The organism is Micromonospora vinacea, assembly GCF_015751785.1.
GTDB lineage: Bacteria > Actinomycetota > Actinomycetes > Mycobacteriales > Micromonosporaceae > Micromonospora > Micromonospora vinacea.
The window spans coordinates 1173328-1198501 of the sequence record NZ_JADOTY010000001.1; the positions used below are offsets into that span (position 1 = coordinate 1173328).

Genomic DNA, 25174 nt, shown 5'->3' on the forward strand with positions numbered 1-25174 from the left:
CCGGATCTCGTCCTGCCCCGTCGCCCGCGATGGGCACCTACGAATACAAGTGTACCGGCTTCCCCGCAGAAGCACCCATCGCCCCCGGAGGGACCGAACCCTTCCGCGGGAAAGCCCCGTCAGGTGCCGGAACTGTCGGTGGTCACCCTCAGGTCAGGGCGAGAAGCAGGGCCAGGCCCAGGCCCAGCAGGCTGAGCAGTGCCCCCACCGCGCCGCAGCTGATCCCGGCCATCGCCAGCCCGCGCCCGGTGAATTGGACCGCGGAGGGCGCGGCTGGCCGGCGGATCTGCCGCCGGCCGAGCAGCCCGACGACGACCGCCGCGCCGCCGGCCAGCACACCCAGCGCGGCGAACGCTCCGGAGGCCCACGCCCCGCCGTCGTTCTTGAAGGCCACTCCGAAACAGATCACCAGCAGCGAGACCAGGACCGACGCGACCCCCGCCACCAGCGCCCCGATGGCCAACCCGGAGGTGACCGGCGCCACGTCCAGGTGCACGACGCCGAACGGCGTACCGGAGACCGTCTCCACCCGCTTCGGCGGTCGGCGTTGGTCGTCGGTGGGCGGCGGCACCGAACGCTCGTGCATGCCACCCCACCCGGGGCCGTGCCCCGGCGGACCCCAGCCGGGCGGCGCCCCGAGCCCGGACGGCGGCGGACCCCACCCGGGATGCGCTCCAGGCCCGGACGGCGGCGGACCCCACCCGTACGGCACACCCGGCCCAACTGCCGGCGGGCCCCAGCCGGGCGGCACACCGGGCCCAGATGGGGGTGGACCCCAGCCGGGCGGCGGCATGCCGGGCCCGGACGAGGGCGGACCCCAGCCCGGGGGCGGCACACCCGGCCCCGACGGGGGCGGACCCCAGCCCTGCGGCGGCATCGAGGCCGGCGCGCTGGAGACCGGGTACGGCTGCGCGGAGTCGGGTGCCGTGCTCGTACCCCAGCCGGAGTGCGGCGGCGGGCTCGGGGTGGACACCGGTGGCTGTGGTTCGTCACCCGGGCCGGGTCGCGCCCAGTCACTCGGCTCGGACGGAGGAACCGGCGGGTCCGGCACGCCGGCCGGTTCGTCCGCAGGGGGCCGCGCCGGTTCCGTCACGAGGTCCTCCAGTCGAAAGGCCGCCACCGCCACACGGCGGACATCGGCCAGGCTACCGCCGCAGGCGCCGGCGCCCGCGCCGGGCGCGGGCGCCGGCGGCTCAGTCCATGTTCGCCGGGTAGTCGTGACCGAACGGGGCGCCGGCCAACCGGACCACCCCGATGACCACAGCGGCCACCAGGCTGACCGCGACAAGCACCAGGCCGGTCCAGGCCATCCACTCCCCCCGCCGCAGCCAGACGCTGCCGGTCAGGAAACCCCCCGAGGCGTACGCCTCGCGGCGTGCCTGGCGGGCCAGTTGCAGGGCCACCGTCGCCGGCACCACGCCACCGATGAACAGCCCGGTCAGCATGCCGAGCAGGCCCAGCGCGAAGACCGCCCGTGCCTTCGTGGCGCGGGCCGGGTCCGGGTCCAGCGGGTGGCGCAGGCCCGGTTGGGCGAGGGACACCTGCCCGGGTGCGGTCGTCATCCCCCCATCATGCCGAACCCGGCCCGAGGGTGGGTGGGCACGGACACGACGAGGCCCCCGGCTTTCACCGGGGGCCTCGTCGTGTGACTGGTGCTTAGCGGTACGACCCGAAGTCGAAGTCGTCCAGGGGCACTGCCTGCCCGCTGGCCGGCCCGAACCCGTAGTCGGTCTCCGGGTAACCGGTCATCGAGTAGACCTTGGCCTTGGCCTCCTCGGTCGGCTCGACCCGGACGTTGCGGTACTTGCTGATGCCGGTACCCGCCGGGATGAGCTTTCCGATGATCACGTTCTCCTTGAGGCCGACCAGCGAGTCGCTGCGCGAGTTGATCGCAGCGTCGGTCAGCACCCGGGTGGTCTCCTGGAAGGAGGCCGCCGAGAGCCAGGAGTCGGTGGCCAGCGAGGCCTTGGTGATACCCATCAGCACCGGACGACCGGCGGCGGGCTCGCCGCCCTCCGAGACGAGCCGGCGGTTCTCCGACTCGAACAGCGCCCGGTCGACGAGCACACCCGGCAGGAACTCGGTCGAGCCGGAGTCGATGACCGTCACCCGCTTGAGCATCTGGCGGATGATGATCTCGATGTGCTTGTCGTGGATGAGCACACCCTGCGAGCGGTAGACCTCCTGGACCTCACTGGTCAGGTGGACCTGGACCGCCCGCGGACCCATGATCCGCAGCAGCTCGTGCGGGTCGATGGTGCCCTCGGTCAGCTTCTCGCCGACAGCGACGTGACCGCCGTCGTGGGTACGGAGCTTGACCCGCTTCGAGATCTTGTCGTAGACGATCTCTTCGCTGCCGTCGTCCGGCACCACGATGATCTTGCGCGAGCGCTCGCCGTCCTCGATCCGGATCCGACCCGGGGTGTCGGCGATGGGCGCCTTACCCTTCGGGACCCGAGCCTCGAAGATTTCCTGAACACGCGGCAGACCCTGGGTGATGTCCTCACCCGCGACACCACCGGTGTGGAAGGTACGCATCGTCAGCTGCGTACCGGGCTCACCGATGGACTGGGCGGCGATGATGCCGACCGCCTCGCCGATGTCGACCGACTTACCGGTCGGCAGCGACCGGCCGTAGCAGGCCGCGCAGACACCCAGCTTCGACTCGCAGGTGAGCACGCTGCGAACCCGGACCGTCTCCACACCAGCGGCGACGATCTTGTCGACCCCGATGGAGTTGATGTCCTGACCGCGCTCGGCGACCACGGTGCCGTCCGGCCCCTTGATGTCGTCGGCGAGGGTACGGGCGTGCACGCTGGTCTCGGCGTGGGTGTGGACGACGAGCTTGCCGTCGAGCTTCTCGCCGATCTGCATCGGGATCGCCCGGTCGGTGCCGCAGTCCTCTTCGCGGATGATGACGTCCTGCGAGACGTCCACCAGACGACGGGTCAGGTAACCCGAGTCAGCGGTCCGCAGCGCGGTGTCGGCGAGACCCTTACGGGCACCGTGCGTGGAGATGAAGTACTCCAGCACGGACAGACCCTCCCGGTAGCTGGCCTTGATCGGCCGCGGGATGATCTCGCCCTTGGGGTTGGCCACCAGACCACGGATCGCCGCGATCTGCCGGAGCTGCAGCAGGTTACCGCGAGCACCCGAGTTGATCATCTTCCACAGTGGGTTCTCCTGCGGAAGCGCGGTGTCCATCTCCTTGGCGACCTCGTTGGTCGCCTTGGTCCAGATCTCGATGAGCTCGCCGCGACGCTCCTCGGCGGTCATCAGACCACGCTGGTACTGCTTGTCGATCTGGTCGGCGTCCTTCTCGTACCGCGCCAGGATCTCCGCCTTGCGCGGCGGCGCGATGACGTCCTCCATGCCGATCGTCACGCCGGACCAGGTGGCCCAGTGGAAACCGGCCTCCTTGAGCCCGTCCAGGGTGGCGGCCAGCGCCACCTTGGGGAAGCGCTCGGCGAGGTCGTTGACGATCGCGGAGAGCTGACCCTTGCGGATCTCGTAGTTCACGAAGCGGTAGCCCTGCGGCAGCGTCTCGTTGAACAGCACGCGACCCAGCGTGGTCTCCACGGTCAGCGGGTCACCCTCGACCCAGCCCTCCGGGGCGGCCCACGCCTCGGAGCCGTTGCCGTTGTCGACACCGACCACGCCACGCAGGCGGATCTTCACCGGCGCCTGCAGGTGCAGCTCGCCGTTGTCGAAGGCCATCCGCGCCTCGGCGTCCGAGCTGAACGCCCGGCCCTCGCCCTTCTCACCGGCGGTGAGGTGGGTGAGGTGGTACAGACCGATGACCATGTCCTGGGTGGGCATGGTGACCGGCTTACCGTCGGCCGGCTTGAGGATGTTGTTCGACGACAGCATCAGGATCCGCGCCTCGGCCTGAGCCTCGGCGGACAGCGGCACGTGCACCGCCATCTGGTCACCGTCGAAGTCGGCGTTGAACGCGGTGCAGACCAGCGGGTGGATCTGGATCGCCTTGCCCTCGACCAGCTGCGGCTCGAAGGCCTGGATGCCCAGGCGGTGCAGGGTCGGTGCCCGGTTGAGCAGCACCGGGTGCTCGCCGATGACCTCTTCCAGCACGTCCCACACGACCGGGCGCTGACGCTCGACCATCCGCTTGGCGGACTTGATGTTCTGTGCGTGGTTGAGGTCGACCAGCCGCTTCATCACGAACGGCTTGAACAGCTCCAGCGCCATCTGCTTGGGCAGACCGCACTGGTGCAGCTTGAGCTTCGGGCCGACCACGATGACCGAACGGCCGGAGTAGTCGACGCGCTTGCCCAGCAGGTTCTGGCGGAACCGGCCCTGCTTGCCCTTGAGCATGTCGGACAGCGACTTGAGCGGGCGGTTACCCGGACCGGTGACCGGCCGGCCGCGACGGCCGTTGTCGAACAGCGCGTCGACGGCCTCCTGGAGCATCCGCTTCTCGTTGTTGACGATGATCTCGGGCGCGCCGAGGTCGATCAGCCGCTTGAGGCGGTTGTTCCGGTTGATCACGCGGCGGTACAGGTCGTTCAGGTCCGAGGTCGCGAAGCGGCCACCGTCGAGCTGCACCATCGGGCGCAGGTCCGGCGGGATGACCGGGACGCAGTCCAGCACCATGCCGAGCGGCGAGTTGCGGGTGTTCAGGAACGCCGCGACGACCTTGAGTCGCTTCAGCGCCCGGATCTTCCGCTGGCCCTTGCCGGACCGGATGGTCTCCCGCAGGCTCTCGGCCTCGGCGTCGAGGTCCATGTTCTGGACCAGCGCCTTGATCGCCTCGGCGCCCATGGAACCGGTGAAGTACTCACCGAACCGGTCGCGCAGCTCGCGGTAGAGCAGCTCGTCGGTGACCAGCTGCTTCGGCTCCAGCTTGCGGAAGGTGTCCAGCACCTCGTCCAGGCGGTCGATCTCGCGCTGGGCCCGGTCGCGGATCTGGCGCATCTCGCGCTCTCCGCCCTCCTTGACCTTGCGCCGGACGTCCGCCTTGGCACCCTCGGCCTCCAGCTCGGCCAGGTCGGCCTCGAGCTTGGCGGCCCGCTTCTCGATCTCCGAGTCGCGGCTGTTCTCGGACTGCCGCTTCTCGGCCAGGATCTCGTTCTCGATCGTCGAGAGGTCACGGTGACGCGACTCCGCGTCAACGCTCGTCACGACGTACGAGGCGAAGTAGATGATCTTTTCGAGGTCCTTGGGGGCGAGGTCCAGCAGGTAGCCCAGCCGGCTCGGAACGCCCTTGAAGTACCAGATGTGGGTCACCGGAGCGGCGAGCTCGATGTGCCCCATCCGCTCACGACGGACCTTGGAGCGAGTCACCTCGACGCCGCAGCGCTCACAGATGATGCCCTTGAACCGAACGCGCTTGTACTTACCGCAGTAGCACTCCCAGTCCCGCTGCGGACCGAAGATCTTCTCGCAGAAGAGCCCGTCCTTTTCCGGCTTCAGGGTGCGGTAGTTGATCGTCTCAGGCTTCTTGACCTCGCCGTGCGACCACTGACGGATGTCGTCGGCGGTGGCGAGACCAATGCGCAGCTCGTCGAAGAAGTTGACGTCGAGCACTATGTCCCCTATGTCGTCGTCTGTACTGCTAATTCTCGGGTGGGGTCGGGGGCCGGCGAGCCGGCCCCCGACCGCTCACCTCAGACCTCTTCGACCGAGCTCGGCTCGCGCCGGGACAGGTCGATGCCCAGCTCCTCAGCGGCCCGGAACACCTCGTCGTCGGTCTCGCGCATTTCCAGGGCCACACCGTCGCTGGAGAGCACCTCAACGTTGAGGCACAGCGACTGCAGCTCCTTGAGCAGCACCTTGAACGACTCCGGGATGCCCGGCTCCGGGATGTTCTCGCCCTTGACGATGGCCTCGTAGACCTTCACTCGGCCGAGCACGTCGTCGGACTTGATCGTGAGCAGCTCCTGCAGGGCGTAGGCAGCGCCGTACGCCTGCATCGCCCAGCACTCCATCTCACCGAAACGCTGACCACCGAACTGCGCCTTACCACCCAGCGGCTGCTGCGTGATCATCGAGTACGGGCCGGTCGAACGAGCGTGGATCTTGTCGTCGACCAGGTGGTTGAGCTTCAGGATGTAGACGTAGCCGACCGCGATCGGGTCCGGCAGCGGCTCGCCGGAACGACCGTCGAACAGCTGCGCCTTGCCGGTACGCCCGATCAGCTGCTTGCCGTCCCGGTTGGGCAGGGTCGACTCGAGCAGACCGGAGATCTCCTCCTCGCGGGCACCGTCGAAGACCGGGGTGGCCACGTTGGTGTCGCCCTCGGACTCGTGCGCATCGATCGAACGGAGCTGGCGCTTCCAGTCGGCGTCGTCACCCTCGACCTTCCAACCGGTCTTGGCGACCCAACCGAGGTGGGTCTCCAGCACCTGGCCGATGTTCATCCGGCTCGGCACACCGAGCGGGTTGAGCACGATGTCGACCGGGGTGCCGTCCTCGAGGAACGGCATGTCCTCGATCGGCAGGATCTTCGAGATGACACCCTTGTTGCCGTGCCGGCCGGCGAGCTTGTCGCCGTCCTGGATCTTGCGCTTCTGGGCGACGTAGACCCGGACCAGCTCGTTGACACCCGGCGGCAACTCGTCGCCGTCCTCGCGGGAGAACGTGCGCACACCGATGACCGTGCCGGTCTCGCCGTGCGGCACCTTCAGCGAGGTGTCCCGAACCTCACGCGCCTTCTCACCGAAGATCGCGCGGAGCAGCCGCTCCTCCGGGGTCAGCTCGGTCTCGCCCTTGGGCGTGACCTTGCCGACCAGGATGTCACCGGGGACGACCTCGGCGCCGATCCGGATGATGCCGCGCTCGTCGAGGTCAGCGAGCATTTCCTCGCTGACGTTCGGGATGTCGCGGGTGATCTCCTCCGGGCCGAGCTTGGTGTCCCGGGCGTCGACCTCGTGCTCCTCGATGTGGATCGAGGTGAGCACGTCCTGCTGCACGAGGCGCTGCGACAGGATGATCGCGTCCTCGTAGTTGTGGCCCTCCCAGCACATGAACGCCACCAGCAGGTTGCGTCCGAGCGCCATCTCGCCCTCGTCGGTGCACGGACCGTCGGCGATGACCTGACCGGCCTCGACGCGGTCGCCCTCGAAGACCACCGGCTTCTGGTTGACGCAGGAGCCGGCGTTGGAGCGGCGGAACTTGTGCAGCAGGTACGTCCGGCGGTGGCCGTCATCCTGGTGGATGGTGACGTAGTCGGCGCAGAGATCCTCGATCACACCGCCGACCTCGGCGACAACCACGTCGCCAGCGTCGACAGCGGCCCGGTACTCCATGCCCGTACCCACGAGCGGCGCCTCGGCCTTGACCAGCGGCACCGCCTGGCGCTGCATGTTCGCGCCCATCAGTGCCCGGTTGGCGTCGTCGTGCTCGAGGAACGGGATCATGGCGGTCGCGACCGAGGTCATCTGCCGGGGCGAGACGTCCATGTAGTCGACGGCACCGGGGACGACGTCCTCGGTCTCGCCGCCCTTACGACGGCAGAGCACCCGGTCCTCGGCGAACGTGCCGTCAGCCTTCAGGCGCGCGTTGGCCTGGGCCTTGACGAACCGGTCCTCCTCGTCCGCGGTCAGGTAGTCGATCTGGTCGGTGACCCGACCCTCGACGACCTTCCGGTACGGCGTCTCGATGAAGCCGAACGGGTTGACCCGGGCGAAGGTGGACAGCGCGCCGATCAGGCCGATGTTCGGGCCTTCCGGCGTCTCGATCGGGCACATCCGGCCGTAGTGGGACGGGTGCACGTCGCGGACCTCGAAGCCGGCCCGCTCCCGGGACAGACCACCCGGGCCGAGCGCGCTCAGCCGACGCCGGTGGGTAAGACCCGCCAGCGGGTTGGTCTGGTCCATGAACTGGGACAGCTGGGACGTCCCGAAGAACTCCTTGATCGCCGCCACCACCGGGCGGATGTTGATCAGGGTCTGCGGGGTGATCGCCTCGACGTCCTGCGTGGTCATCCGCTCGCGGACGACCCGCTCCATCCGGGACAGACCGACCCGAACCTGGTTCTGGATCAGCTCGCCCACGGTACGGAGACGCCGGTTACCGAAGTGGTCGATGTCGTCGGCCTCGTAGCCGTCCTCACCGGCGTGCAGCCGGCACAGGTACTCCACGGTGGCGACGATGTCGTCCTCGGTCAGCGTGCCGGTGGTGATCGGCACGTCGACTTCGAGCTTCTTGTTGAACTTGTAGCGCCCGACCTTGGCGACGTCGTACCTCTTCGGGTTGAAGAAGAGGTTGTCGAGCAGGGTCTGGGCGTTCTCGCGCGTCGGCGGCTCGCCAGGGCGCAGCTTGCGGTAGATGTCGAGCAGTGCCTCGTCGGCGCCGGCGATGTGGTCCTTCTCGAGCGTGGTCATCATCAGCTCGGACCAGCCGAACTTCTCACGGATCCGCTCGGCCGACCATCCGATGGCCTTGAGCAGGACGGTGACGGCCTGCCGACGCTTACGGTCGATGCGTACGCCGACCGTGTCGCGCTTGTCGATGTCGAACTCCAGCCAGGCACCCCGACTCGGGATGACCTTGACGCTGGAGAGGTCGCGGTCGGAGGTCTTGTCCGGCTGCTTGTCGAAGTACACGCCCGGAGACCGGACGAGCTGGCTGACCACGACACGCTCGGTGCCGTTGATGACGAAGGTGCCCTTGGGCGTCATCATCGGGAAGTCACCCATGAACACCGTCTGGCTCTTGATCTCGCCAGTGGTGTTGTTGGTGAACTCCGCGGTCACGAAGAGCGGAGCGCAGTAGGTCAGGTCCTTCTCCTTGCACTCCTCGATCGAGGCCTTGACCTCGTCGAAGCGCGGCGCTGAGAAGGAGAGCGACATGGTGCCGGAGAAGTCCTCAATGGGACTGATCTCTTCAAGGATCTCCGCGAGACCCGAGCGTGCGTGCGGGTCGTCCGCCGACCGGCCCTGCCAAGCCTCGTTGCCGACGAGCCAGTCGAAGGACTCGTTCTGAATGGCAAGGAGGTTGGGGACCTCGAGGTGTTCGGTGATCCTGCCGAATGAAACTCGGCGGGGAGCGAATGCGCTCGACGTACGACTGGTCTTCGCAGGGCGGGAAGCTGCCAAGATGCGTCCTTCCGAGGACCGGTGCTGCAGAACGGCTGGTACGCGTGCACTCCAATGACCCCACCAGAAATATCCGTAAACGGACATTTCCGAGCAGGGGTCAAGTCGGAAGGCAGCGCAAACTAGCAGTGTAGCCGAGAGGCTAACCGCTGTCCAGCCCACCCCGCAGGTTGTTTGCGGAGCGCGCCGCGGCCCCCGTCAACCGGGGTCTGCCGGGCCGCTCAGAACGCAACTCCCCACTGGGCCGCTCGGGTTACCGCGGCCGATGGTGCCGCCGCTGTCATACCCACGTCGTGGCCGTCGCAAGCGCGGTGTCTTGCTGGTGTCAGCGTGCCTGGCAGCCCCGGGCCGCGTCAAGGGCCGGTATTGCCCTTGCTGCGTGTTTCCCTCTGGAGAGCGACCCGCCGCCCTCGTTCCGGCCCACCCAGCCGCTGGTCGGAGCCCAGCTCAGAGCCGATCGGAGCCGGCTCCACCAATACGGCGGGCGGTGATCCGTGTCGGATCACCGCCCGCCGCGACGCGATGGTGTCCCGGCTCACGAGCCGGGTACGCGTTGGTGGAACGTCAGGTCACTTGAGGGTGACCTTGGCGCCCTCGCCCTCGAGCTTGGCCTTCGCCTTGTCGGCGGTCTCCTTGTTGACCTTCTCCAGGATGGCCTTCGGCGCGGACTCAACCGCGTCCTTGGCCTCCTTGAGGCCCAGGCCGGTCAGCTCACGCACGACCTTGATGACCTGGATCTTCTTGCCGCCGTCGGCCTCGAGGATGACGTCGAACTCGTCCTTCTCCTCCTCGACCGGAGCAGCGGTGCCGCCGCCGCCACCCGGGCCCGCGATCGCGACCGGAGCCGCGGCGGTGACCTCGAAGGTCTCCTCGAACTGCTTCACGAACTCAGAGAGCTCGATCAGCGTCATCTCCTTGAACGCGTCGAGCAGCTCGCCGGTGCTGAGCTTCGCCATATCTGGCGTCCTTTCCTGATTCTGTTAAGTAAGAACTGGTGCGCCGTGGGGGCCTCAGGCCGCCTCGGCGCCCTCCTTCTCGCGCTTGTCCTGCAGTGCAGCCGCCAGACGGGCGGTCTTCGACAGCGGGGCCTGGAACAGGGCCGCGGCCTTGCTCAGGTTGCCCTTCATCGCGCCGGCCAGCTTGGCCAGCAGCACCTCGCGGGACTCCAGGTCGGCGAGCTTCGTGACCTCGGCCGCGGAAATGGCCTTGCCCTCGAAGACACCGCCCTTGATGACGAGCTTCGGGTTGGCCTTCGCGAAGTCGCGAAGCCCCTTCGCCGCCTCGACGACGTCGCCCGAAACGAAAGTCAGCGCGGTAGGACCGGTGAACAGCTCGTCGAGGCCGGTGATGCCCGCGTCCGTCGCAGCACGCTTGGCCAGCGTGTTCTTCGCGACCGTGTAGCTGGTATCGGCGCCGAGCGAGCGCCGAAGCTGGGTGAGCTGGGAAACCGTCAGACCGCGGTACTCGGTCAGCACGGTGGCGCCCGAGCTGCGGAAGCTTTCGGTCAGCTCAGCGACGGCCGTGGCCTTGTCGGCCCGGATCGGCTTGTCCGCCATGTCCCTCCTCTCTCGTTACTCGAGGCTGGTCCCCGTCTCGGCCGAAGCCGGAACGGGGGCGGAGGGCAGCACGACAACGAAAAGCCCCGGCGCAGGGCGCACGGGGCGAGGGCCGGCGGATCATCGTGGTCGGCGGACCACGTTCACTGCCGAGTTACGCTTGCCGCCCTACGCGGGTCGCCCGTTGTCGCGGGACCTTCGACCGTGCCGAAGCACGGTGACCAGCGGTCTTTGGGTGGTTCCTCATCCATGAGAACACGGATGACGTTTGAAGAGTACGCGCCCGGGTCACCAGCACCAAATCGCTGCCTGTGAGCCGTGCCACCAGCCCCGGCCAGGTCAGCCCTGGGCCCGCCGCCGCCACAGGTAACCCCCGACGACCGCCGCACTCCAGGCCAGCGCCCACCCGCTCAGCCCCAGCACTGTCAGCGCGGCGGCGTCGCCGGCGGTGGTGCGAGCGGCGGCCATGATCGGCGGTGCCAGCCAGGGGGCCACCGAGCCGGTCAGGCCGAGCACCACAGCGCCGACCCCGCCGAGGGCCAACACCGCGACGCCGTACGCGGCGCCGCCCACCGACGCCCGGCTGGCCAGCGCCCCAAGAGCAACCGCAGCGGGTACGACGAGCAGGTGCGCCCACAACCCCAGCGCGAGCCCGACCGGAATCGACCGGTCCCCCGGGTCGACCGGGCCGGACACCCCGCCGACCAGCCACGGAAAGAGCAGCGCGACGGCCACCGTCACCAGCGCCGCCACCGCGGCGGCGAGCAGCCCGGCCCACCGCTCCCGCACCACCCCGACCGTCACCTGCGCCAGCCGACGCTGCACGTCCGGCTCGACGTCCAACAGGATCTTGGTCTGCCAGGCGAGCACCGGGAAGAGCACCACCGCGGAGACGCCGTACGCCTCCGCCGGCTGGGCGCGGCCACCGCCATAGAGCGTGCCGAGCGTGATCAGGCCGGCGAGCAACGGTGCCACCGCCCGACCGGTTCGCAGGAAACCGGCCAGCCGCATCCGGACCAGGGCGCTCACCGGGCCTCCCCCGCTGCCGGCTCGACCGCGGCGCCGGCGGCCCCCGGCTGCTCCGCTGCCAGTTCCCCGGTCATCTCGAGCGACGGCTCGGCGGGTCGGGCGGCACCGGCGGCCCGGAACGGTTCGACGGGTCGAGCCTGGGGTGCGGCGGTGGCGGCGTCGGAGCGTACCCGCAGCACCTGGTGGCCCTCGGCGCGCAACCGGGCGACGGTGCCGGCGACCCGCGCGGCCGGCACCGCGACCTCGACCACAGCGAACGTCTCGTCCGTCGACGACGCCTCCTCGGTGAGCGAGCCGTCGGCCACCAACCAGCGGCGCGCGGCCGGCAGCCGGACCGTCTCGCCACGGTGGTCGCTGACCAGGACGGAACCGTCGGCGGCGAGCACCTCGGCGATCAGCTCGGGCACCAACTCGCGGGTGGCGGCGTCCAACCCCTCCCACGGCTCGTCGAGGACCAGCAGGCCCGGCGGGCGCAGCATCGCCTGGGCGAGGCCCACCTTCTGCGCGGTGCCCTTGGACAACTCCGGCAGCCGGACCGAGCGGAACGCCGACAGCCCGAGCCGGTCCGTCCAGGAGGTCACCGCCTCGTCGGCCGCAGCCCTGCCCAGCCCCGCCACCCGGGCCATCCCGGTCAGGTAACGGGTCACAGTGAACGGTTGGTCGGCGGGGAAACGCTCCGGCACCCAGCCCACCCGCGCCGGCCGGTCGGTGACCCGGCCCCGGCCCGGCCGGAGGACCCCCGCGGCCACCTGGAGCAGTGTCGACTTCCCCACCCCGTTGCGGCCCAGCACGATCGCCACCTCGCCGGGACCGATCCGCACGTCGATGCCCTGCAGCACCCACGGCCCCCGCCGGTGGTACCGCAACCAGACGTTCTCCAGCCGCATGGGGTCGAGCCTGCCACACCTCGAACGCGACGGGGCGCCGCCACGATCGTGGCGGCGCCCCGGTGGAGCGAACTGTCGACTCAGGCGTCGGCCTGGTCCTCCCGAAGGTTCTTCACCAGGTTCGGGTCGACCGGGACGCCCGGGCCCATCGTGGTGGTCAGGATGACCTTGCGGAGGTACTTGCCCTTGGCCGCCGACGGCTTGGCACGCAGCACCTCGTCGAGCACCGCAGCGTAGTTGTCCACCAGCTGGGTCTCCGTGAAGGAGGCCTTGCCGATGATCAGGTGCAGGTTGGAGTGCTTGTCCACCCGGAAGGTGATCTTGCCGCCCTTGATGTCCTGCACCGCCTTGGTGACGTCCATGGTCACCGTGCCGGTCTTCGGGTTCGGCATGAGACCGCGCGGGCCCAGGATCCGCGCGATCCGGCCGATCTTGGCCATCTGGTCCGGCGTGGCGATCGCCGCGTCGAAGTCGAGCCAACCACCCTGGATCCGGGCGACCAGCTCATCGGTGCCCACCTCGTCCGCACCCGCGGCGGCGGCCTCTTCGGCCTTCGCGCCACTGGCGAACACGATCACGCGGGCGGTCTTACCGGTGCCGTGCGGCAGGTTGACCGTGCCGCGGACCATCTGGTCCGCCTTGCGGGGGTCGACGCCGAGGCGCATGGCGACCTCGACCGTGGCGTCGAACTTGACGTTGGTGGTCTCCTTGGCCAGCTTCACGGCCTCGGTGGGGGTGTAGAGCTTCGACCGGTCGATGACATCGGCGGCCTTGCGGTAGCTCTTGCTGCGCTGCATTGCTGATTACTCCTGTGGTCTCTGGCGGGCCGCTCGGCGCGAGCCCTCCCACGGTCGGGTCGAAGGCCGGGGCCGACGTCAGTCGTTGACGGTGATGCCCATCGACCGGGCGGTGCCGGCGATGATCTTCTCGGCCTGGGCGATGTCGTTGGCGTTGAGGTCGGCCATCTTCTTCTCGGCGATCTCACGCAGCTGTGCGCGGCTGACCGAGCCGACCTTCTCGGACTGCGGAACACCCGAACCCTTCTGCACACCGGCGGCCTTGATCAGCAGCCGGGCAGCGGGCGGGGTCTTCAGCACGAACGTGAAGGACCGGTCCTCGTACACGCTGATCTCGGCGGGGACGATGTCGCCCCGCTGAGACTCGGTCTGCGCGTTGTAGGACTTGCAGAACTCCATGATGTTCACGCCGTGCTGGCCGAGCGCGGGGCCGACCGGCGGCGCCGGCGTGGCCTGGCCCGCCGGCAGCTGAAGCGTGAACGTCTTGACGAGCTTCTTCTTCGGAGGCATGTCACTTCCTGGGGCTTGGAGCTGGGAAAATGCGGCTGTCGCCGCCCTCGGGCGCGCACGGTCAGCGCGGTGCGACAGCGGCGACATTCAAGAGTAGCGCAGGTCGCAGCCCACTCGTCCGCCGAGGTCGAGCGAGCGCGTACGCCGACGTCGGCGGCGGGTCGGGCCCGCCGCCGACGACCAATCAGATCTTGGCGACCTGGTTGAAGTTGAGCTCCACCGGAGTCTCGCGACCGAAGATCGACACCAGCACCTTGAGCTTCTGCTGGTCGGCGTTGATCTCGCTGATCGTGGCCGGCAGCGACGCGAACGCGCCGTCGGTGACGGTGACGGAGTCGCCCACCTCGAAGTCGAGGACCTTGATCTCCGGCTTCGCCTTCTTCTGCTCGGTCTCGACAGCCGGCGCCAGCCACTTCAGCACCTCGTCGAGCGAGAGCGGAGCGGGCCGGTCGGCCCGGTCGGTCGCGCCGACGAAGCCGGTCACACCCGGGGTGTTCCGGACGCAGGAGTAGGACTCGGCGGTCAGCTCCATCCGGACCAGGATGTAGCCCGGGAAGACCTTGGCCTGGATCTGCGAACGCTTACCGTTCTTGACCTCGACCTCTTCCCGGGTCGGCACCTCGACCTGGTAGATGAAGTCCTCCATGTCGAGGCTCGTGATCCGGGTCTCGAGGTTGGTCTTGACCTTGTTCTCGTAGCCGGCGTACGAGTGCACCACGTACCAGTCGCCCGGCGCGTAGCGCAGCTTCTGCCTCAGCTCCGCGACAGGGTCGTAGTCCTCGTCCGGTGCGGGCTCGGTCGTTGGGAACTCCGGCTCGCTGGCGGCCTCAACCGACTCGTCACCAGCCGCCGTCGCGACCGTGGACTGCTCGTCCACCGGTCCGGCGGTCTCGTCGTACTCAGGCACGCTCGCTCACTTCCGTCACTATGGCTGGAGGCAGCCGGTCAGTCCGAGTTGCCAAAGACAAACAACACGACCTTGGCGAAGCCGAAGTCCAGCACACCCACGATCGTCAGCATCACCGCGACGAACGCCACCACCACGGCGGTGTAGGTCAGCAACTCCTTGCGGGTCGGCCAGATGACCTTACGCAGTTCGGCTACGACCTCGCGGAAGAACCGCGCGATGCGGCCGAAGACGCCCACCCGACCCGTTTCCGACCGGGTGGTCGGCCGGCTGTCCGCCGACTCCGCCCGGGCACGGGACCGCGTGGCGGTGCCTCCCCGGGAAACCGGCTCGTCCGCGCCGGAGGCGTCGTCGTCGGCCACGTCGTCGACGACCTCGTCGTCCAGACGATCGTCGCCGTCGTCGTCGCGCCGCTTGTTGTCGGCCACTTCGCCCTCCGTCGCGGAATCTGGGGTCGCACGCCGAGTGGCGTACGCGGCGCTGGTCACGCCGGCCGGACCCAACCGTCCCGCGACGGGCCGCGGCCGGTGGATCACCCGGAGGGCCCCGATTGCCTCGGAGCCACACCGCCGATGCCACCACCACGGGCCGGACGCCGCCAAGCTGGCGGCGCGACCCACGGGAACGGTCAGGCCTGAGGCGCAGGGGTGACAGGACTTGAACCTGCAGCCTGCGGTTTTGGAGACCGCTGCTCTGCCAATTGAGCTACACCCCTATGCGGCAACACTCGCCCCACGCGGCCACAGACGACCGAGCAGGGGTCACTTGCCCCACGGCGGACCAGTGTACGGGTAGCCGCCCGACTTTCCCAACCGGTCTCTCCGCCACGCGTGGCGGGCTCGGTTCAGCGTGCCGTCCGGATGGTTGCCCGCGCCTGCGACAGCACCTTCTCACCCAGGCAGGTGGCGGTCACCTCAAGCCGGGTGAGACCGTCCTCGGTCACCTCGCGGACCCGCGCGGTCACCTCGATCTCGGTCCCCTGGTCGTCGTCCGGGACCACCACCGGCCGGGTGAACCGCACGCCGTACTCGACCACCGCGTCCGCCGACCCGGCCCACTCGGTGACCGCCCGGCCGACCAACGCCATGGTGAACATGCCGTGGGCGATCACCCCGGGCAGACCTACCTTGGTGGCGACCCGGTCGCTCCAGTGGATCGGGTTGAAGTCGCCCGAGGCGCCGGCGTAGCGGACCAGGTCCGCGCGCGTCACCCGAAACGTCTGTGCTGGCAACTCCATCTCACGCCTCCCCGCGAATGACATACCGGGCCCAGACGGCGACCACGGGTTCCCCGCCGACGGTGCTCACGTCGGTGCGCGTGGTCAGGAAGCCGTGCCCACCCCGGGTGCTGACGTCCTCGATGGTGTTGGTGCAGACCAGCTCGTCGCCTGCGAACACCGGCCGGGTGTACGCGAACCGCTGGTCGCCGTGCACCAGGCGGCTGTAGTCGACACCCAGGGCCGGATCCTCGATGATCTGGCTGCTCGCGGCCATCGTCACGATCACCGGAAAGGTCGGCGGGGCCACCACATCGGGGTGGCCCAGCGCCCGCGCGGCCTCCGGGTCATGGTGGGCCGGGTCGGTGGCGCCGATGGCGCCGGCGAACTCGCGGATCTTTTCTCGGCCCACCTGGTAGGGGGCGGTCGGCGGATAGGTCCGGCCGACGAAGGAAGGGTCCAGAGGCATTCCGCGAACCTACACGGAAAGCCCAATCGCCGACCTGATCGGTAGGCGGCGGCAGAGCCGCGCCAAACCGGTCAGATCGGCGATGGAAAAGCCTCGACAGCGGCCGGCCCTGAGGCCGGCCAGCAATCAGCGGGTCTCGCGGTGGACCGTGTGCCGACCGTCGCGCGGGCAGAACTTCTTCAGCTCGATGCGGTCGGGGTCGTTGCGGCGGTTCTTGCGCGTGATGTAGTTGCGCTCCTTGCACTCCACACACGCCAAAGTGATCTTCGGCCGGACATCGGTAGCCTTCGCCACGGCGGAGTGCCTTCCTCGCTAACGGAAACAACTACGACGCGCCAGCCTAGACGCTGACAGCGCGGACATGCAAAGTGGGCGCCAGAAGCGCCCATTTTCTTACGACCACCGGCAACGAGCCCGGAAGACGAGAGTAGCGGTGGCCGGACTTGAACCGGCGACACAGCGATTATGAGCCGCTTGCTCTACCATCTGAGCTACACCGCTGCGATGGGTCCAGCTGAACCCTCGAGCCCCCTTACGGAATCGAACCGTAGACCTTCTCCTTACCATGGAGACGCTCTGCCGACTGAGCTAAGGGGGCCTGCGCGATCTCCCCGTGGGGCGCGCAGGAGTAAGAGTACACGGCCCGGCTCGACAGGTGAAATCGGATCCCCGGTGATCGTCCGCACCCTGCTCAGGGCACGACACGAAGGCGCGGCAGCTCCCCGTTGGAGGCCGTCTCCGGCTCAACCTGGGCGCCGAACCAGGCGGCCAACCGCTCGTACGGCAGCGGCCGGCTGAACAGGAAGCCCTGCCCGATCTCACAGCCGATGTCCTGGAGAAGCTCCAGGGTCAGCTCGCTCTCCACACCCTCGGCCACAACGGCCAGGCCGAACTGCTGGGAGAGGGTCACCACCGCGTTGACGATCGCCAGGTCCCCCGGATCGGTCGCCATGCCCTGCACGAAGGAGCGGTCCACCTTCACCTCGTGCACCGGCAGCCGGCGCAGGTGCGCCAGGGACGAGTCACCGGTGCCGAAGTCGTCCACCGACAGCCGTACGCCGAGGTCCCGCAACCGTTGCAGAGTGGGGATGGGCCGGTCCGTGCCGTCCAGCACCCCCGACTCGGTGATCTCCAGGGTGAGGCGCTGCGCCGGCACCTTGTACTCGGTCAGCAACTCCTGGACCCGGTCCGGGAAGTGCTGGTCGATCAGCGTACGAGCGGAGAGGTTGACAGCGATGGGCAGCGGCTGGTCGGCCAGCGCCCAGTCCCGGCTACGGCGCAGGCCCTCGCGGAGCACCACCTCGGTGAGCCGACTCAACTGGCCGGTGTGCTCGGCCACCGCCACGAAGTCCTCCGGAGCGACAGTGCCGTGCGCCGGGTGCTCCCACCGGGCCAGACACTCCACACCGACCAGGCGCCGGTCCCGCAGGGTCACCTTGGGCTGGAAGTAGACCTCCAGCTCGTCCTGGTCCAGTGCTCGCCGCAGATCGCCGGCGAGACCCAGCCGGCGCAGCGACCGGGATTCCAGGCCCGGGTTGAACAGCTGCACGCTGCCCGGCACCGACTTGGCCGCGGTGGCGGCGAGGTCGACCCGCAGCAGCAGGGTGGCCGCGTCGCTGCCGTGATCCGGATGCAGGGCCACCCCGACGGCGGTGTTCACGTCGAGGGTGAGCGCGTCGAAGACCATCTCGTCGCGGATCTGGTCGCGCAGTTGAGCGGCCAGCTCAAGCGCGGCCTCGGCGCTCTCCAACCGCAGCGTCACCAGGAACTCGTCCCCGCCGGCACGGCCGACCAGAGCCGACGACGGCGCGCTGGCCCGCAACCGGTTGGCGACCTCGGTGAGGACCTTGTCCCCCGCCGCGTGCCCCAGGGACTCGTTGACCTGGCGCAGCCCGCCGACGTCGAAGAGCAGCAGGGCCACCACTTCGCCGTCGGTACGGAACTTGACCGATTCCTCCAGGGCGGCGGTGATCCGCCGCCGGTTGGGCAGCTTGGTCAGGGCGTCGTGGTACGCGTCGTGTCGCAGCCGATCGACCAGCCGTGAGTTTTCCAGGGCCACCGCCGCGTGCGCGGCCACCGTCTCCAGGACCGCTATGTCGGCGGGCGTGAAATGGTTGCCGTCGCCGAGACGGTTGGCCACCTCAAGGGTGCCGATGACCACCTGACCCGACCGCAGCGGCACCACCACCGCGTCCTTGATCCGCCGTTCGGCCAGGTCGGCGCGGAACTCTCCGTCGGTGGTCACGCCGCGGCCGACGGCAACGGTGCGCCGGGTGTCGCGGGCCCGCTCCCGGATGGTCGGCGGAGTGAGGGCAAGGTCGAGCAGACCGCGGTCGTCGACTCGGGCGGTCAGCAAGGTCTCCGGGTGCCACCCCTGGGCCGGCAGCCACAGCGTCGCGTACTCCACCTGCATGAGAGCGCGGACCCGGCCGAGCAGGGCGTCCGCGAGCGTGCCGCTGTGACCGCTCTCCACCACCGCGCGGGTCAGGTCGTACAGGTCGGTGAGGGTGCGGTGCTGACGGAAGAACTGGGCGTAGGCCCGGTAGACCAGGGCAAGGCCGGCGCCGAGGGCAGCGAGCAGGAGCAGCGACCACCATGTGTTCTCGACCAGGATCAGAACGATCAGGCCAACCGACACGTTGATCGCTGCGGTGAGCACCGCCGGAGTTGCGGTCCGCAAGGTCCCACGCCCGGTCTGCCAGCCGTGCAGCAGCGTGTGCACCGCTGCCACGCTGGCGTAACTGACCAGGATCACCATGCTCACGGCGGCGAAGATGCTGCCCCAGGTGCTTGGCCCCACTCCCTCGATGGGCGGGAGCGCCTGGAGGACCAGGACGGCCAGTGACGTCCCGGCCGCGGCCCGCGCCACGTTGAACCACACCTTGGGCGCCGAAAACCGCTGCCGGGTGTGGGTGATGAGCGAACTCAGGGTGTAGATGACCACCACCGTCAGCGGCGGCAGGAAGTAGAGCGCGAGGACCATCGGCAGCTCGGTGAGCGTGACACCGATCGTCTGCCGCCGAACAACCAGGCTGAGCAGCGGCAGACCGGCCGCGATCATGAGGACGAGAAGAAGGGCTGCCTCCGGCCAGTCACCGATTGGCTCCTTGGCGACCAGACCCGTGATGGTGGCGCAGGTGACTGCAATCAGAGCGAGAGGCGCGGTGATGATCCACGCGTCCTCGGACGACCTGCGCCGGGGTTGACCGCGACCGATCATGCCGCTCCTTCGGATTGACGCCGAGCGGTCACGACACCGCCACGGAGCATTCCGTCAATGGCGCGCGGCATCCCCAACAGCCAACTTGGATGACCGACCCAAGGCGCCCAGCTCACTGCCAGACGATGTCGTCAGTCCCCGGAGTCTGCCAGACGATGTCGCCGTCCTGCGCAGTCTGCCAGACGATGTCGCCAGCCTGCACGCGCTGCCAGACGATGTCGCCAGCCTGCGAGCTGCCCCCTGCATTGCCGAAGAGATTGACACTGCCGATGCCGCTCACGAGTGCGGCGACGAGTAGAAGTGAGCCAAGCAGCCGGCCCAACCTACGACCAGACATGATTGCTCCTGTCGGAAAGTGTCGTGGGGATAGTGGAGGTTCCACGATCGTGCCACAGTGCAGACAGCCAGAGAAGTCGTGGAGGCCCCGACTGGCCCCACCGTCTGTGACTTCCCGCCGTTCGGCCCACCGCCCGGGTCACACTGGGCCAGATCACGAGCCTGGGGGGCAGATCACCGCTTCACACAGCGTTGAATACGACCTTCAACGCAATTCGGCGCAGCCACAACGGAGCTGTCAAATCTGACGTGTCGGTCACTGTCCGTGACGCCTCGAAGGGGTGCGCCTGTGCTGCGCTCTGCGCCAGCCATCGACCACCATACCTGGTCTTCGCGCACGCGCCAGTACCCCGACGGATCCTTTCCCATGCGCGAGGTCGGCTCGGGACGATTCACGACGAGCGCCTCTCCCCCACTCAGGGGCGACCCTGGACGTGCGGTCGCTGCCCGGACCGATATCCGGGCGCGAGCTCAGGAACTGCGTAGCGGCCGGAATGCGGCCCGCACCTCGGCCGTGAAGAGCTCCGGCTCCTCCCAGGCCGCGAAGTGGCCGCCGCGCTCAGCCTCGTTGAAGTACGCGATGCCGGGGTAGACCGCCTCGGCCCAGCTACGCGGAGCGGCCCAGATCTCCCCGGGGAACGTGGTGAAGCCAACCGGAACCGTGACCGGCGGCGGAGCCTGACCGGCCGCCTGGGCCGCGGCTTGAAACCGCCCCTGCTCCCAGTACCACCGGGCGGACGACGCGCCGGTGCCCGTCAACCAGTACAGCGTGATGTTGTCGAGGATGCTGTCCCGGGTGAGACCGCCGGCCGGATCACCGTCAAGGAACGCGCGGGAGATCTTGTAGTAGCTGTCCGTGTCGTGGTCGAGCATCCAGGCTGCCAACCCGACAGGTGAGTCCAGCAGCGAATAGCCGATCGTCTGCGGCCGGGTGGACTGCTCCAGGAAGTAGCCGAAACCGTCCATCGAGAACAGCTTGAGCGCGTCGAGCGCGGCGCGTTCCTGCTCCGAATTGGCCGGCAACTTGTCCTTGATGCCGACCGCCCCGGCGAGCAGGTTGACGTGGATGCCGAGCAGCCCTGCGGGTGCCTGGCGCCCCATGGCGTCCGTGACGGCCGCGCCGACGTCGCCGCCCTGTGCGACGTAGCGCGGGTAACCGAGGCGGTCCATGAGTTTCGCCCACGCCTGTGCCATCCGCGCTGAATTCCAGCCAGGCTCGGTCGGCTCGCCGGAGAAGCCGTAGCCCGGCAACGACGGCAGCACCAGGTGGAACGCGTCCTCAGGGGTGCCGCCGTGCGCCGTCGGGTCGGTCATTGGGCCGACGACCCCGAGCAGCTCGACGACCGAGCCCGGCCAGCCGTGCGTCATGATCAGCGGCAGGGCGTTCTCATGCGGCGAGCGCACATGGATGAAGTGAATCTCGACGCCGTCGATGTTCGTCGTGTACTGCGGCAGGGCGTTCAGCTTCATCTCGCACGCACGCCAGTCGTGATCGGTCATCCAGTAGCGGGCCAGCTCCTGGATCGTCGCCAGCTGCACCCCCTGCGAGCGGTCGGTGACCAACTCGCGGGTGGGCCAGCGGGTAGCCGCGATCCGGCGACGCAGGTCGGCGATCGCGTCCTCCGGCGTGTCGAGCCGGAACGGTCGGATCTCGTTGTCGTTGGACATCTTCCCCACCCGCCGGGTCGACTCGACCACCGCCGAAACACCGGCGGTGCTGGTACTCCCCCAGTCTCACAGCGCGCCAACGTCTCGCGGGCCGAAACGCGAGTTGCCGATCACCACCCACGGCTGGCAGTTCTCGGCTGACCAGTTCCCGCGCGGCATCCTCGGCGATGAGGACTAACGCGCGGACGCTCATGTGAGAGCGTGGCCGATCTTGTCAGGCATGGTGTCGTCGCCGCCGTCGATGCAGTTGGCGTAGACGCGGAACTGGCCGGCGACGCCGTGGCCCATTCGCCGGGCGACCTCGTCGGCGGGACGCCGGCATTCAGCCAGAGCGAGGCAGCCGCGTGCCGTAGGTCGCAGGGTCGGCGGACGAGCACTAGCGCGGCAACGCCACGCTCCTGGTTTGATCATCGGATGGGTTATGTCGGTTCCTACACCTGGCAACTCCGACAGTTGGTCGGGTCTCGACTGCTGCTCATGCCCGGAGCGCAGGTCGTTCTCCTCGACTCGGCCGAGCATGTCCTGTTCCAGCGACGTAGTGATTCTGGTTTGTGGGAGATACCGGCAGGGGCCGCCGAGCCAGGAGGAAGCTTCGTCGGTACCGCAATCGATGAGGTCCGAGAGGAAACCGGACTCATAGTCGACGGCTCCGATCTCGTTGCCTTCGGTTGCCTGTCTGAGCCGGATGCTCACGTCATCACCTATCCCAACGGGGACCGGATGCACTGCTTCGCCATGTGCTTCGAAGCGCGACGATGGTCAGGAGTGATCGAGCCGGAGAGCACAGAGGTGCTCGAAGTAGCTTTCGCTGATCCCGCAACCCCACCCGGCCCGCTGCAGCCACAGACCCGAGTTGTCCTGGAAATGCACAACGCGTATCGCCTGACCGGCCGTTTCCAAGCTAGGTGATCTCTGGACTCAGGGTCCCCATGAGCCGGTAACCAGGGCCTCCAACGGGCACGAGCGGGCACAAGACGCGACCGGGCGCCCATGGCCCGCAGGCGTTTCGGGCATTACGACCGGTCGAGCACGCTCAAGATTCAGTTCATGAGCCGCCAAGGCACGGTCCGAGCCGGCTGCTCTCACCGCAGTGCGTCGCCGAACTTGTCGTTCATGGTTTCGTCGCCCCCGCATCCGGGTGGGGGCAGCGACCCGCCGGCTACGGGCGTTGAGCGTCGCCCCCGTCCTGACTGACCGCGAAGCAGGCAACGACGCGGGAGCCGTCAGGTGCGAAGAAGAGTTGGTAGAACCAGGTCGTCCCGGCGCCGCCAACCTGACCGATCAGCAACTCTCCCAGTTCTTCGGCCGAGACCAGCCGATCCACCGCCTGGACGAACCCGAGCGTCCGGATGCCGCGCATACGGGTGTGACGCTCTCGACGCCGGTAGGTGGTGATCAGAGCCCCAACCGGTGCCGCCCCGTCGAAGACCTTGAAGTCGTAGCCCGCTCGCAGAGCGTCGCGACATGACCTGTAGACGTCGCCGTCCTCAGCGCCGAGAAGGACGATCAGGGTGTCTCGCTCCACCGGGCCATCCTGCCGCTCCGTCGACGATCCAGGCCCGGAGGGATCCGACTCCGAAGCCGAATCCAGGAACCTGCGATCGGCCACTCGACGTCGACCGGCAGGAGCATGGCCGACCCGCCCGCCTTCTGCCCAGAACCAGGCGTCAACGGCCGAACCCGGCCGGACAAACGAAAACGGCCCCCGATCAGCATCTCTGCTGGTCAGGGGCCGTGTCTGCACCTGGTGGCGGGTAGAGGATTCGAACCTCTGAAGCTTTCGCGACGGATTTACAGGGCGTCCGTGATCTCCTCTGGCTCAGATGCTCTGAAGTGGCGTTCCGACCTCCTTGCCACAAACCAGCCGCTCGACCGCCCACCATCTGCCCACACTCCATGAGTCTGCCCACCACAGCACTCTGCGCCCGCGGATACGGCTCTCTTACTCCAGGCCGGGAAGTCCATCGACTCGCAGCTCGCTGAATCTGACCCACGTCGTGGTGCCGTCGGGAAGCAGCAGCTCTACCTGCACCTCAGAGTTCTCCTCATTTGTTTGCCGGATATCCGCTACCCTCGCCTCACCGTGCTCGTCGTGAGAGACCCGAGATCCCACGCGCATCGCGCCAACACTTACTTCGGTAGCTTCTTCAGAGGCCGGACTGCTGGGCCGCAGCGCCCAGTCCTGGAGCATTTCGACTTGACGCATCGCAGATTTCGCAAGGGACAACATCCTCGTCCTAGAAGGACGCCCGCGCCAACTCAAGCGAGCCGAGTCCCTGATCGTTGAATAATCCTTAGCTCGTAGCATGTCTACCGCTGCCTGGAGATCCGCAAGCTCCACGGCCACCTCCTCCGCCTGCGAACGCAGGTCGCTGAGGCGACGTTCACGGAAGTCTCTTATTTTTCCTTCTTGGTCTCGGGCATCAAGCTCATATACCATCCGATCGATCGACCTCTGAAGGCGCTCACTCTCCGATCGCAGGTCTTCCGCTTGGCGAGAGGCAATATCGGTCATCGTCTCCAGCAACGATTCCTTGACGAGAAAAGTCCGGCTAGCATCCCTCGATGCCTGCGCTGCAGCACTCTCCGCCTGACGGATGGTTTCCTCACTGACGTCTGTATCAAGGAAGGCCCGCGCATGGTGGAGTAATGATTGTGTTTGCATAATTATTGCAGGTACGCCCGCGACGTCCCGTGCCTCAGCGATGAGGTCTGGATGGCCACAGATGGTCTGACCCTTTAGCCGGAGAAACCAGTCCTCCTTCGCATCTCTGGTCACGAACAGCAGCGGTTGGTTCCGCATGGCTGCTTCCTTCAGCGTTTGATACCAGACTAGATAGTCACCAGTGGGGTCTTCTTTGCCACCGTCTTTATAGCCAGGCGGCTCCTGCGCCTCGACACGCCTCAACGCCTCCTCCCGAGCGACGGACAATTCTCCCTCATCAAGCGGCTCACCAACCCGGCCCTCGAATAGACTTTGGAGCCTCTGAAGAATCGGGTCCTTGGCAAACCCACCAGGGGAGGAATGAGCGGCGCGCAGCTGAGTCATTACACGTTCAGCGTCATCCAGCCCTCGTGACACTAGCTGAACCAATTCGTCACGTGCTTCCTCAGGGAGGAGCACCCGCTTGGCTAGTTCACGAATCCTCGCAACCACCGAGTTTTGCGATTGGCGCACCTCGCCGATAGCCTTCAAGACTTCCTGGTAGCTTTCCTCCTGGCTTGACATGACCTTGAGCCGGTTCCGGTGAAACTCAACGCGAACCTGGTGGGGTATCCAAATTCTCTCACCGATCTTCTCCAACACCTCGAAAAGCTCTGACCTTGCCGGGGCAGCAAAGCGATACAGCTCAAGCAAGACATTGCTATCCAGCACAACGAGGCCCCTGGTGATACCCGCCTTGATCTCATCGGTATCTGGAACAAGGTACTGCTCGAAACCTTCACTCAGGCCAGACACCAAATCACCCACAACCACCGAGCAGGACAGGAGAATGAACTAGGCTACGACATGGCAGGTCTA

21 protein-coding genes and 3 tRNA genes are annotated in these 25174 nt (G+C 67.9%); 1 reads left to right on the plus strand and 23 read right to left on the minus strand.

Annotated elements, in window-relative coordinates; all coding sequences use genetic code 11:
• Nucleotides 1-148 precede the first annotated feature (148 nt).
• From IW249_RS05725 to IW249_RS05825, 21 genes are all read right to left on the minus strand, one after another.
• Entirely contained in the window at nucleotides 149-529 is a 381-nt protein-coding gene (locus IW249_RS05725; protein ID WP_196924645.1) for a hypothetical protein, read from the minus strand.
• Nucleotides 530-1193: 664 nt separating this feature from the next.
• Nucleotides 1194-1562, minus strand: coding sequence for a hypothetical protein (locus IW249_RS05730; protein WP_196919811.1), 369 nt, complete (start codon nucleotides 1560-1562; stop codon nucleotides 1194-1196).
• A gap of 94 nt (nucleotides 1563-1656) precedes the next feature.
• Nucleotides 1657-5544, minus strand: coding sequence for a DNA-directed RNA polymerase subunit beta' (locus IW249_RS05735; protein ID WP_196919812.1), 3888 nt, complete (start codon nucleotides 5542-5544; stop codon nucleotides 1657-1659).
• A gap of 80 nt (nucleotides 5545-5624) precedes the next feature.
• A complete protein-coding gene (gene rpoB, locus IW249_RS05740; protein ID WP_196919813.1) occupies nucleotides 5625-9056 on the minus strand; it encodes a DNA-directed RNA polymerase subunit beta in 3432 nt (1143 codons plus the stop codon).
• A gap of 569 nt (nucleotides 9057-9625) precedes the next feature.
• The gene (gene rplL / locus IW249_RS05745) at nucleotides 9626-10012 is read right to left on the minus strand and encodes a 50S ribosomal protein L7/L12 (protein WP_196919814.1); all 387 of its coding nucleotides are present in this window, start codon (nucleotides 10010-10012) and stop codon (nucleotides 9626-9628) included.
• Between the two features lie 54 nt (nucleotides 10013-10066).
• A complete protein-coding gene (gene rplJ, locus IW249_RS05750; RefSeq protein WP_030329872.1) occupies nucleotides 10067-10612 on the minus strand; it encodes a 50S ribosomal protein L10 in 546 nt (181 codons plus the stop codon).
• A 339-nt stretch (nucleotides 10613-10951) separates the two neighbouring features.
• Nucleotides 10952-11641: a hypothetical protein gene (locus IW249_RS05755; RefSeq protein ID WP_196919815.1), complete on the minus strand. Its 690-nt coding sequence runs from the start codon at nucleotides 11639-11641 to the stop codon at nucleotides 10952-10954.
• Entirely contained in the window at nucleotides 11638-12528 is an 891-nt protein-coding gene (locus IW249_RS05760; protein ID WP_196919816.1) for an ABC transporter ATP-binding protein, read from the minus strand. Before IW249_RS05760 ends, IW249_RS05755 begins: the two co-directional genes overlap by 4 nt.
• Before the next feature lie 80 nt (nucleotides 12529-12608).
• Nucleotides 12609-13325, minus strand: coding sequence for a 50S ribosomal protein L1 (gene rplA, locus IW249_RS05765; protein ID WP_091402424.1), 717 nt, complete (start codon nucleotides 13323-13325; stop codon nucleotides 12609-12611).
• Nucleotides 13326-13403: 78 nt separating this feature from the next.
• Nucleotides 13404-13835, minus strand: coding sequence for a 50S ribosomal protein L11 (gene rplK / locus IW249_RS05770; protein WP_124820953.1), 432 nt, complete (start codon nucleotides 13833-13835; stop codon nucleotides 13404-13406).
• 184 nt (nucleotides 13836-14019) lie between these two features.
• On the minus strand, nucleotides 14020-14742 hold the full coding sequence (gene nusG, locus IW249_RS05775; RefSeq protein ID WP_112584800.1) for a transcription termination/antitermination protein NusG: 723 nt from the start codon (nucleotides 14740-14742) through the stop codon (nucleotides 14020-14022).
• A gap of 38 nt (nucleotides 14743-14780) precedes the next feature.
• The gene (gene secE, locus IW249_RS05780) at nucleotides 14781-15170 is read right to left on the minus strand and encodes a preprotein translocase subunit SecE (RefSeq protein WP_091403530.1); all 390 of its coding nucleotides are present in this window, start codon (nucleotides 15168-15170) and stop codon (nucleotides 14781-14783) included.
• 214 nt (nucleotides 15171-15384) lie between these two features.
• Nucleotides 15385-15457: transfer RNA gene (locus tag IW249_RS05785), tRNA-Trp, on the minus strand.
• A 129-nt stretch (nucleotides 15458-15586) separates the two neighbouring features.
• On the minus strand, nucleotides 15587-15979 hold the full coding sequence (locus tag IW249_RS05790) for a MaoC family dehydratase (RefSeq protein ID WP_196919817.1): 393 nt from the start codon (nucleotides 15977-15979) through the stop codon (nucleotides 15587-15589).
• 1 nt (nucleotide 15980) lies between these two features.
• The gene (locus IW249_RS05795) at nucleotides 15981-16427 is read right to left on the minus strand and encodes a MaoC family dehydratase N-terminal domain-containing protein (RefSeq protein ID WP_196919818.1); all 447 of its coding nucleotides are present in this window, start codon (nucleotides 16425-16427) and stop codon (nucleotides 15981-15983) included.
• A 126-nt stretch (nucleotides 16428-16553) separates the two neighbouring features.
• The gene (gene rpmG / locus IW249_RS05800) at nucleotides 16554-16721 is read right to left on the minus strand and encodes a 50S ribosomal protein L33 (protein ID WP_007073056.1); all 168 of its coding nucleotides are present in this window, start codon (nucleotides 16719-16721) and stop codon (nucleotides 16554-16556) included.
• A gap of 134 nt (nucleotides 16722-16855) precedes the next feature.
• Nucleotides 16856-16928, minus strand: a tRNA-Met gene (locus tag IW249_RS05805).
• Nucleotides 16929-16952: 24 nt separating this feature from the next.
• Nucleotides 16953-17025 (minus strand) — tRNA-Thr (locus IW249_RS05810).
• 93 nt (nucleotides 17026-17118) lie between these two features.
• Entirely contained in the window at nucleotides 17119-19647 is a 2529-nt protein-coding gene (locus IW249_RS05815) for a putative bifunctional diguanylate cyclase/phosphodiesterase (protein ID WP_196919819.1), read from the minus strand.
• A 112-nt stretch (nucleotides 19648-19759) separates the two neighbouring features.
• A complete protein-coding gene (locus tag IW249_RS05820) occupies nucleotides 19760-19984 on the minus strand; it encodes a hypothetical protein (protein WP_196919820.1) in 225 nt (74 codons plus the stop codon).
• Between the two features lie 470 nt (nucleotides 19985-20454).
• Nucleotides 20455-21651 (minus strand): epoxide hydrolase family protein, encoded by a 1197-nt coding sequence (locus IW249_RS05825; RefSeq protein WP_196919821.1) that lies wholly within the window; start codon nucleotides 21649-21651, stop codon nucleotides 20455-20457.
• Between the two features lie 477 nt (nucleotides 21652-22128).
• On the opposite strand from IW249_RS05825, the gene IW249_RS05835 reads away from it, so the two are divergent.
• Complete coding sequence (locus IW249_RS05835) at nucleotides 22129-22560, plus strand: NUDIX domain-containing protein (RefSeq protein WP_231393079.1); 432 nt, start codon at nucleotides 22129-22131, stop codon at nucleotides 22558-22560.
• Nucleotides 22561-22810: 250 nt separating this feature from the next.
• On the opposite strand, the gene IW249_RS05840 is transcribed toward IW249_RS05835, so the two are convergent.
• Entirely contained in the window at nucleotides 22811-23176 is a 366-nt protein-coding gene (locus IW249_RS05840) for a hypothetical protein (RefSeq protein WP_196919823.1), read from the minus strand.
• A 417-nt stretch (nucleotides 23177-23593) separates the two neighbouring features.
• A complete protein-coding gene (locus tag IW249_RS05845; RefSeq protein WP_196919824.1) occupies nucleotides 23594-25111 on the minus strand; it encodes a PIN-like domain-containing protein in 1518 nt (505 codons plus the stop codon).
• Nucleotides 25112-25174 lie beyond the last annotated feature (63 nt).

What these genes read in the sequence shown, in the direction of transcription:
- IW249_RS05760 (WP_196919816.1), bottom strand. Translation starts at nt 12,528, where the DNA reads ATGCGGCTGGAGAACGTCTGGTTGCGGTACCACCGGCGGGGGCCGTGG.
- rplL (WP_196919814.1), bottom strand. Translation starts at nt 10,012, where the DNA reads ATGGCGAAGCTCAGCACCGGCGAGCTGCTCGACGCGTTCAAGGAGATG.
- rplA (WP_091402424.1), bottom strand. Translation starts at nt 13,325, where the DNA reads ATGCAGCGCAGCAAGAGCTACCGCAAGGCCGCCGATGTCATCGACCGG.
- IW249_RS05795 (WP_196919818.1), bottom strand. Translation starts at nt 16,427, where the DNA reads ATGCCTCTGGACCCTTCCTTCGTCGGCCGGACCTATCCGCCGACCGCC.
- IW249_RS05730 (WP_196919811.1), bottom strand. Translation starts at nt 1,562, where the DNA reads ATGACGACCGCACCCGGGCAGGTGTCCCTCGCCCAACCGGGCCTGCGC.
- rplK (WP_124820953.1), bottom strand. Translation starts at nt 13,835, where the DNA reads ATGCCTCCGAAGAAGAAGCTCGTCAAGACGTTCACGCTTCAGCTGCCG.
- IW249_RS05825 (WP_196919821.1), bottom strand. Translation starts at nt 21,651, where the DNA reads ATGTCCAACGACAACGAGATCCGACCGTTCCGGCTCGACACGCCGGAG.
- rplJ (WP_030329872.1), bottom strand. Translation starts at nt 10,612, where the DNA reads ATGGCGGACAAGCCGATCCGGGCCGACAAGGCCACGGCCGTCGCTGAG.
- IW249_RS05835 (WP_231393079.1), top strand. Translation starts at nt 22,129, where the DNA reads ATGCCCGGAGCGCAGGTCGTTCTCCTCGACTCGGCCGAGCATGTCCTG.
- IW249_RS05820 (WP_196919820.1), bottom strand. Translation starts at nt 19,984, where the DNA reads ATGTCTGGTCGTAGGTTGGGCCGGCTGCTTGGCTCACTTCTACTCGTC.
- IW249_RS05815 (WP_196919819.1), bottom strand. Translation starts at nt 19,647, where the DNA reads ATGATCGGTCGCGGTCAACCCCGGCGCAGGTCGTCCGAGGACGCGTGG.
- IW249_RS05790 (WP_196919817.1), bottom strand. Translation starts at nt 15,979, where the DNA reads ATGGAGTTGCCAGCACAGACGTTTCGGGTGACGCGCGCGGACCTGGTC.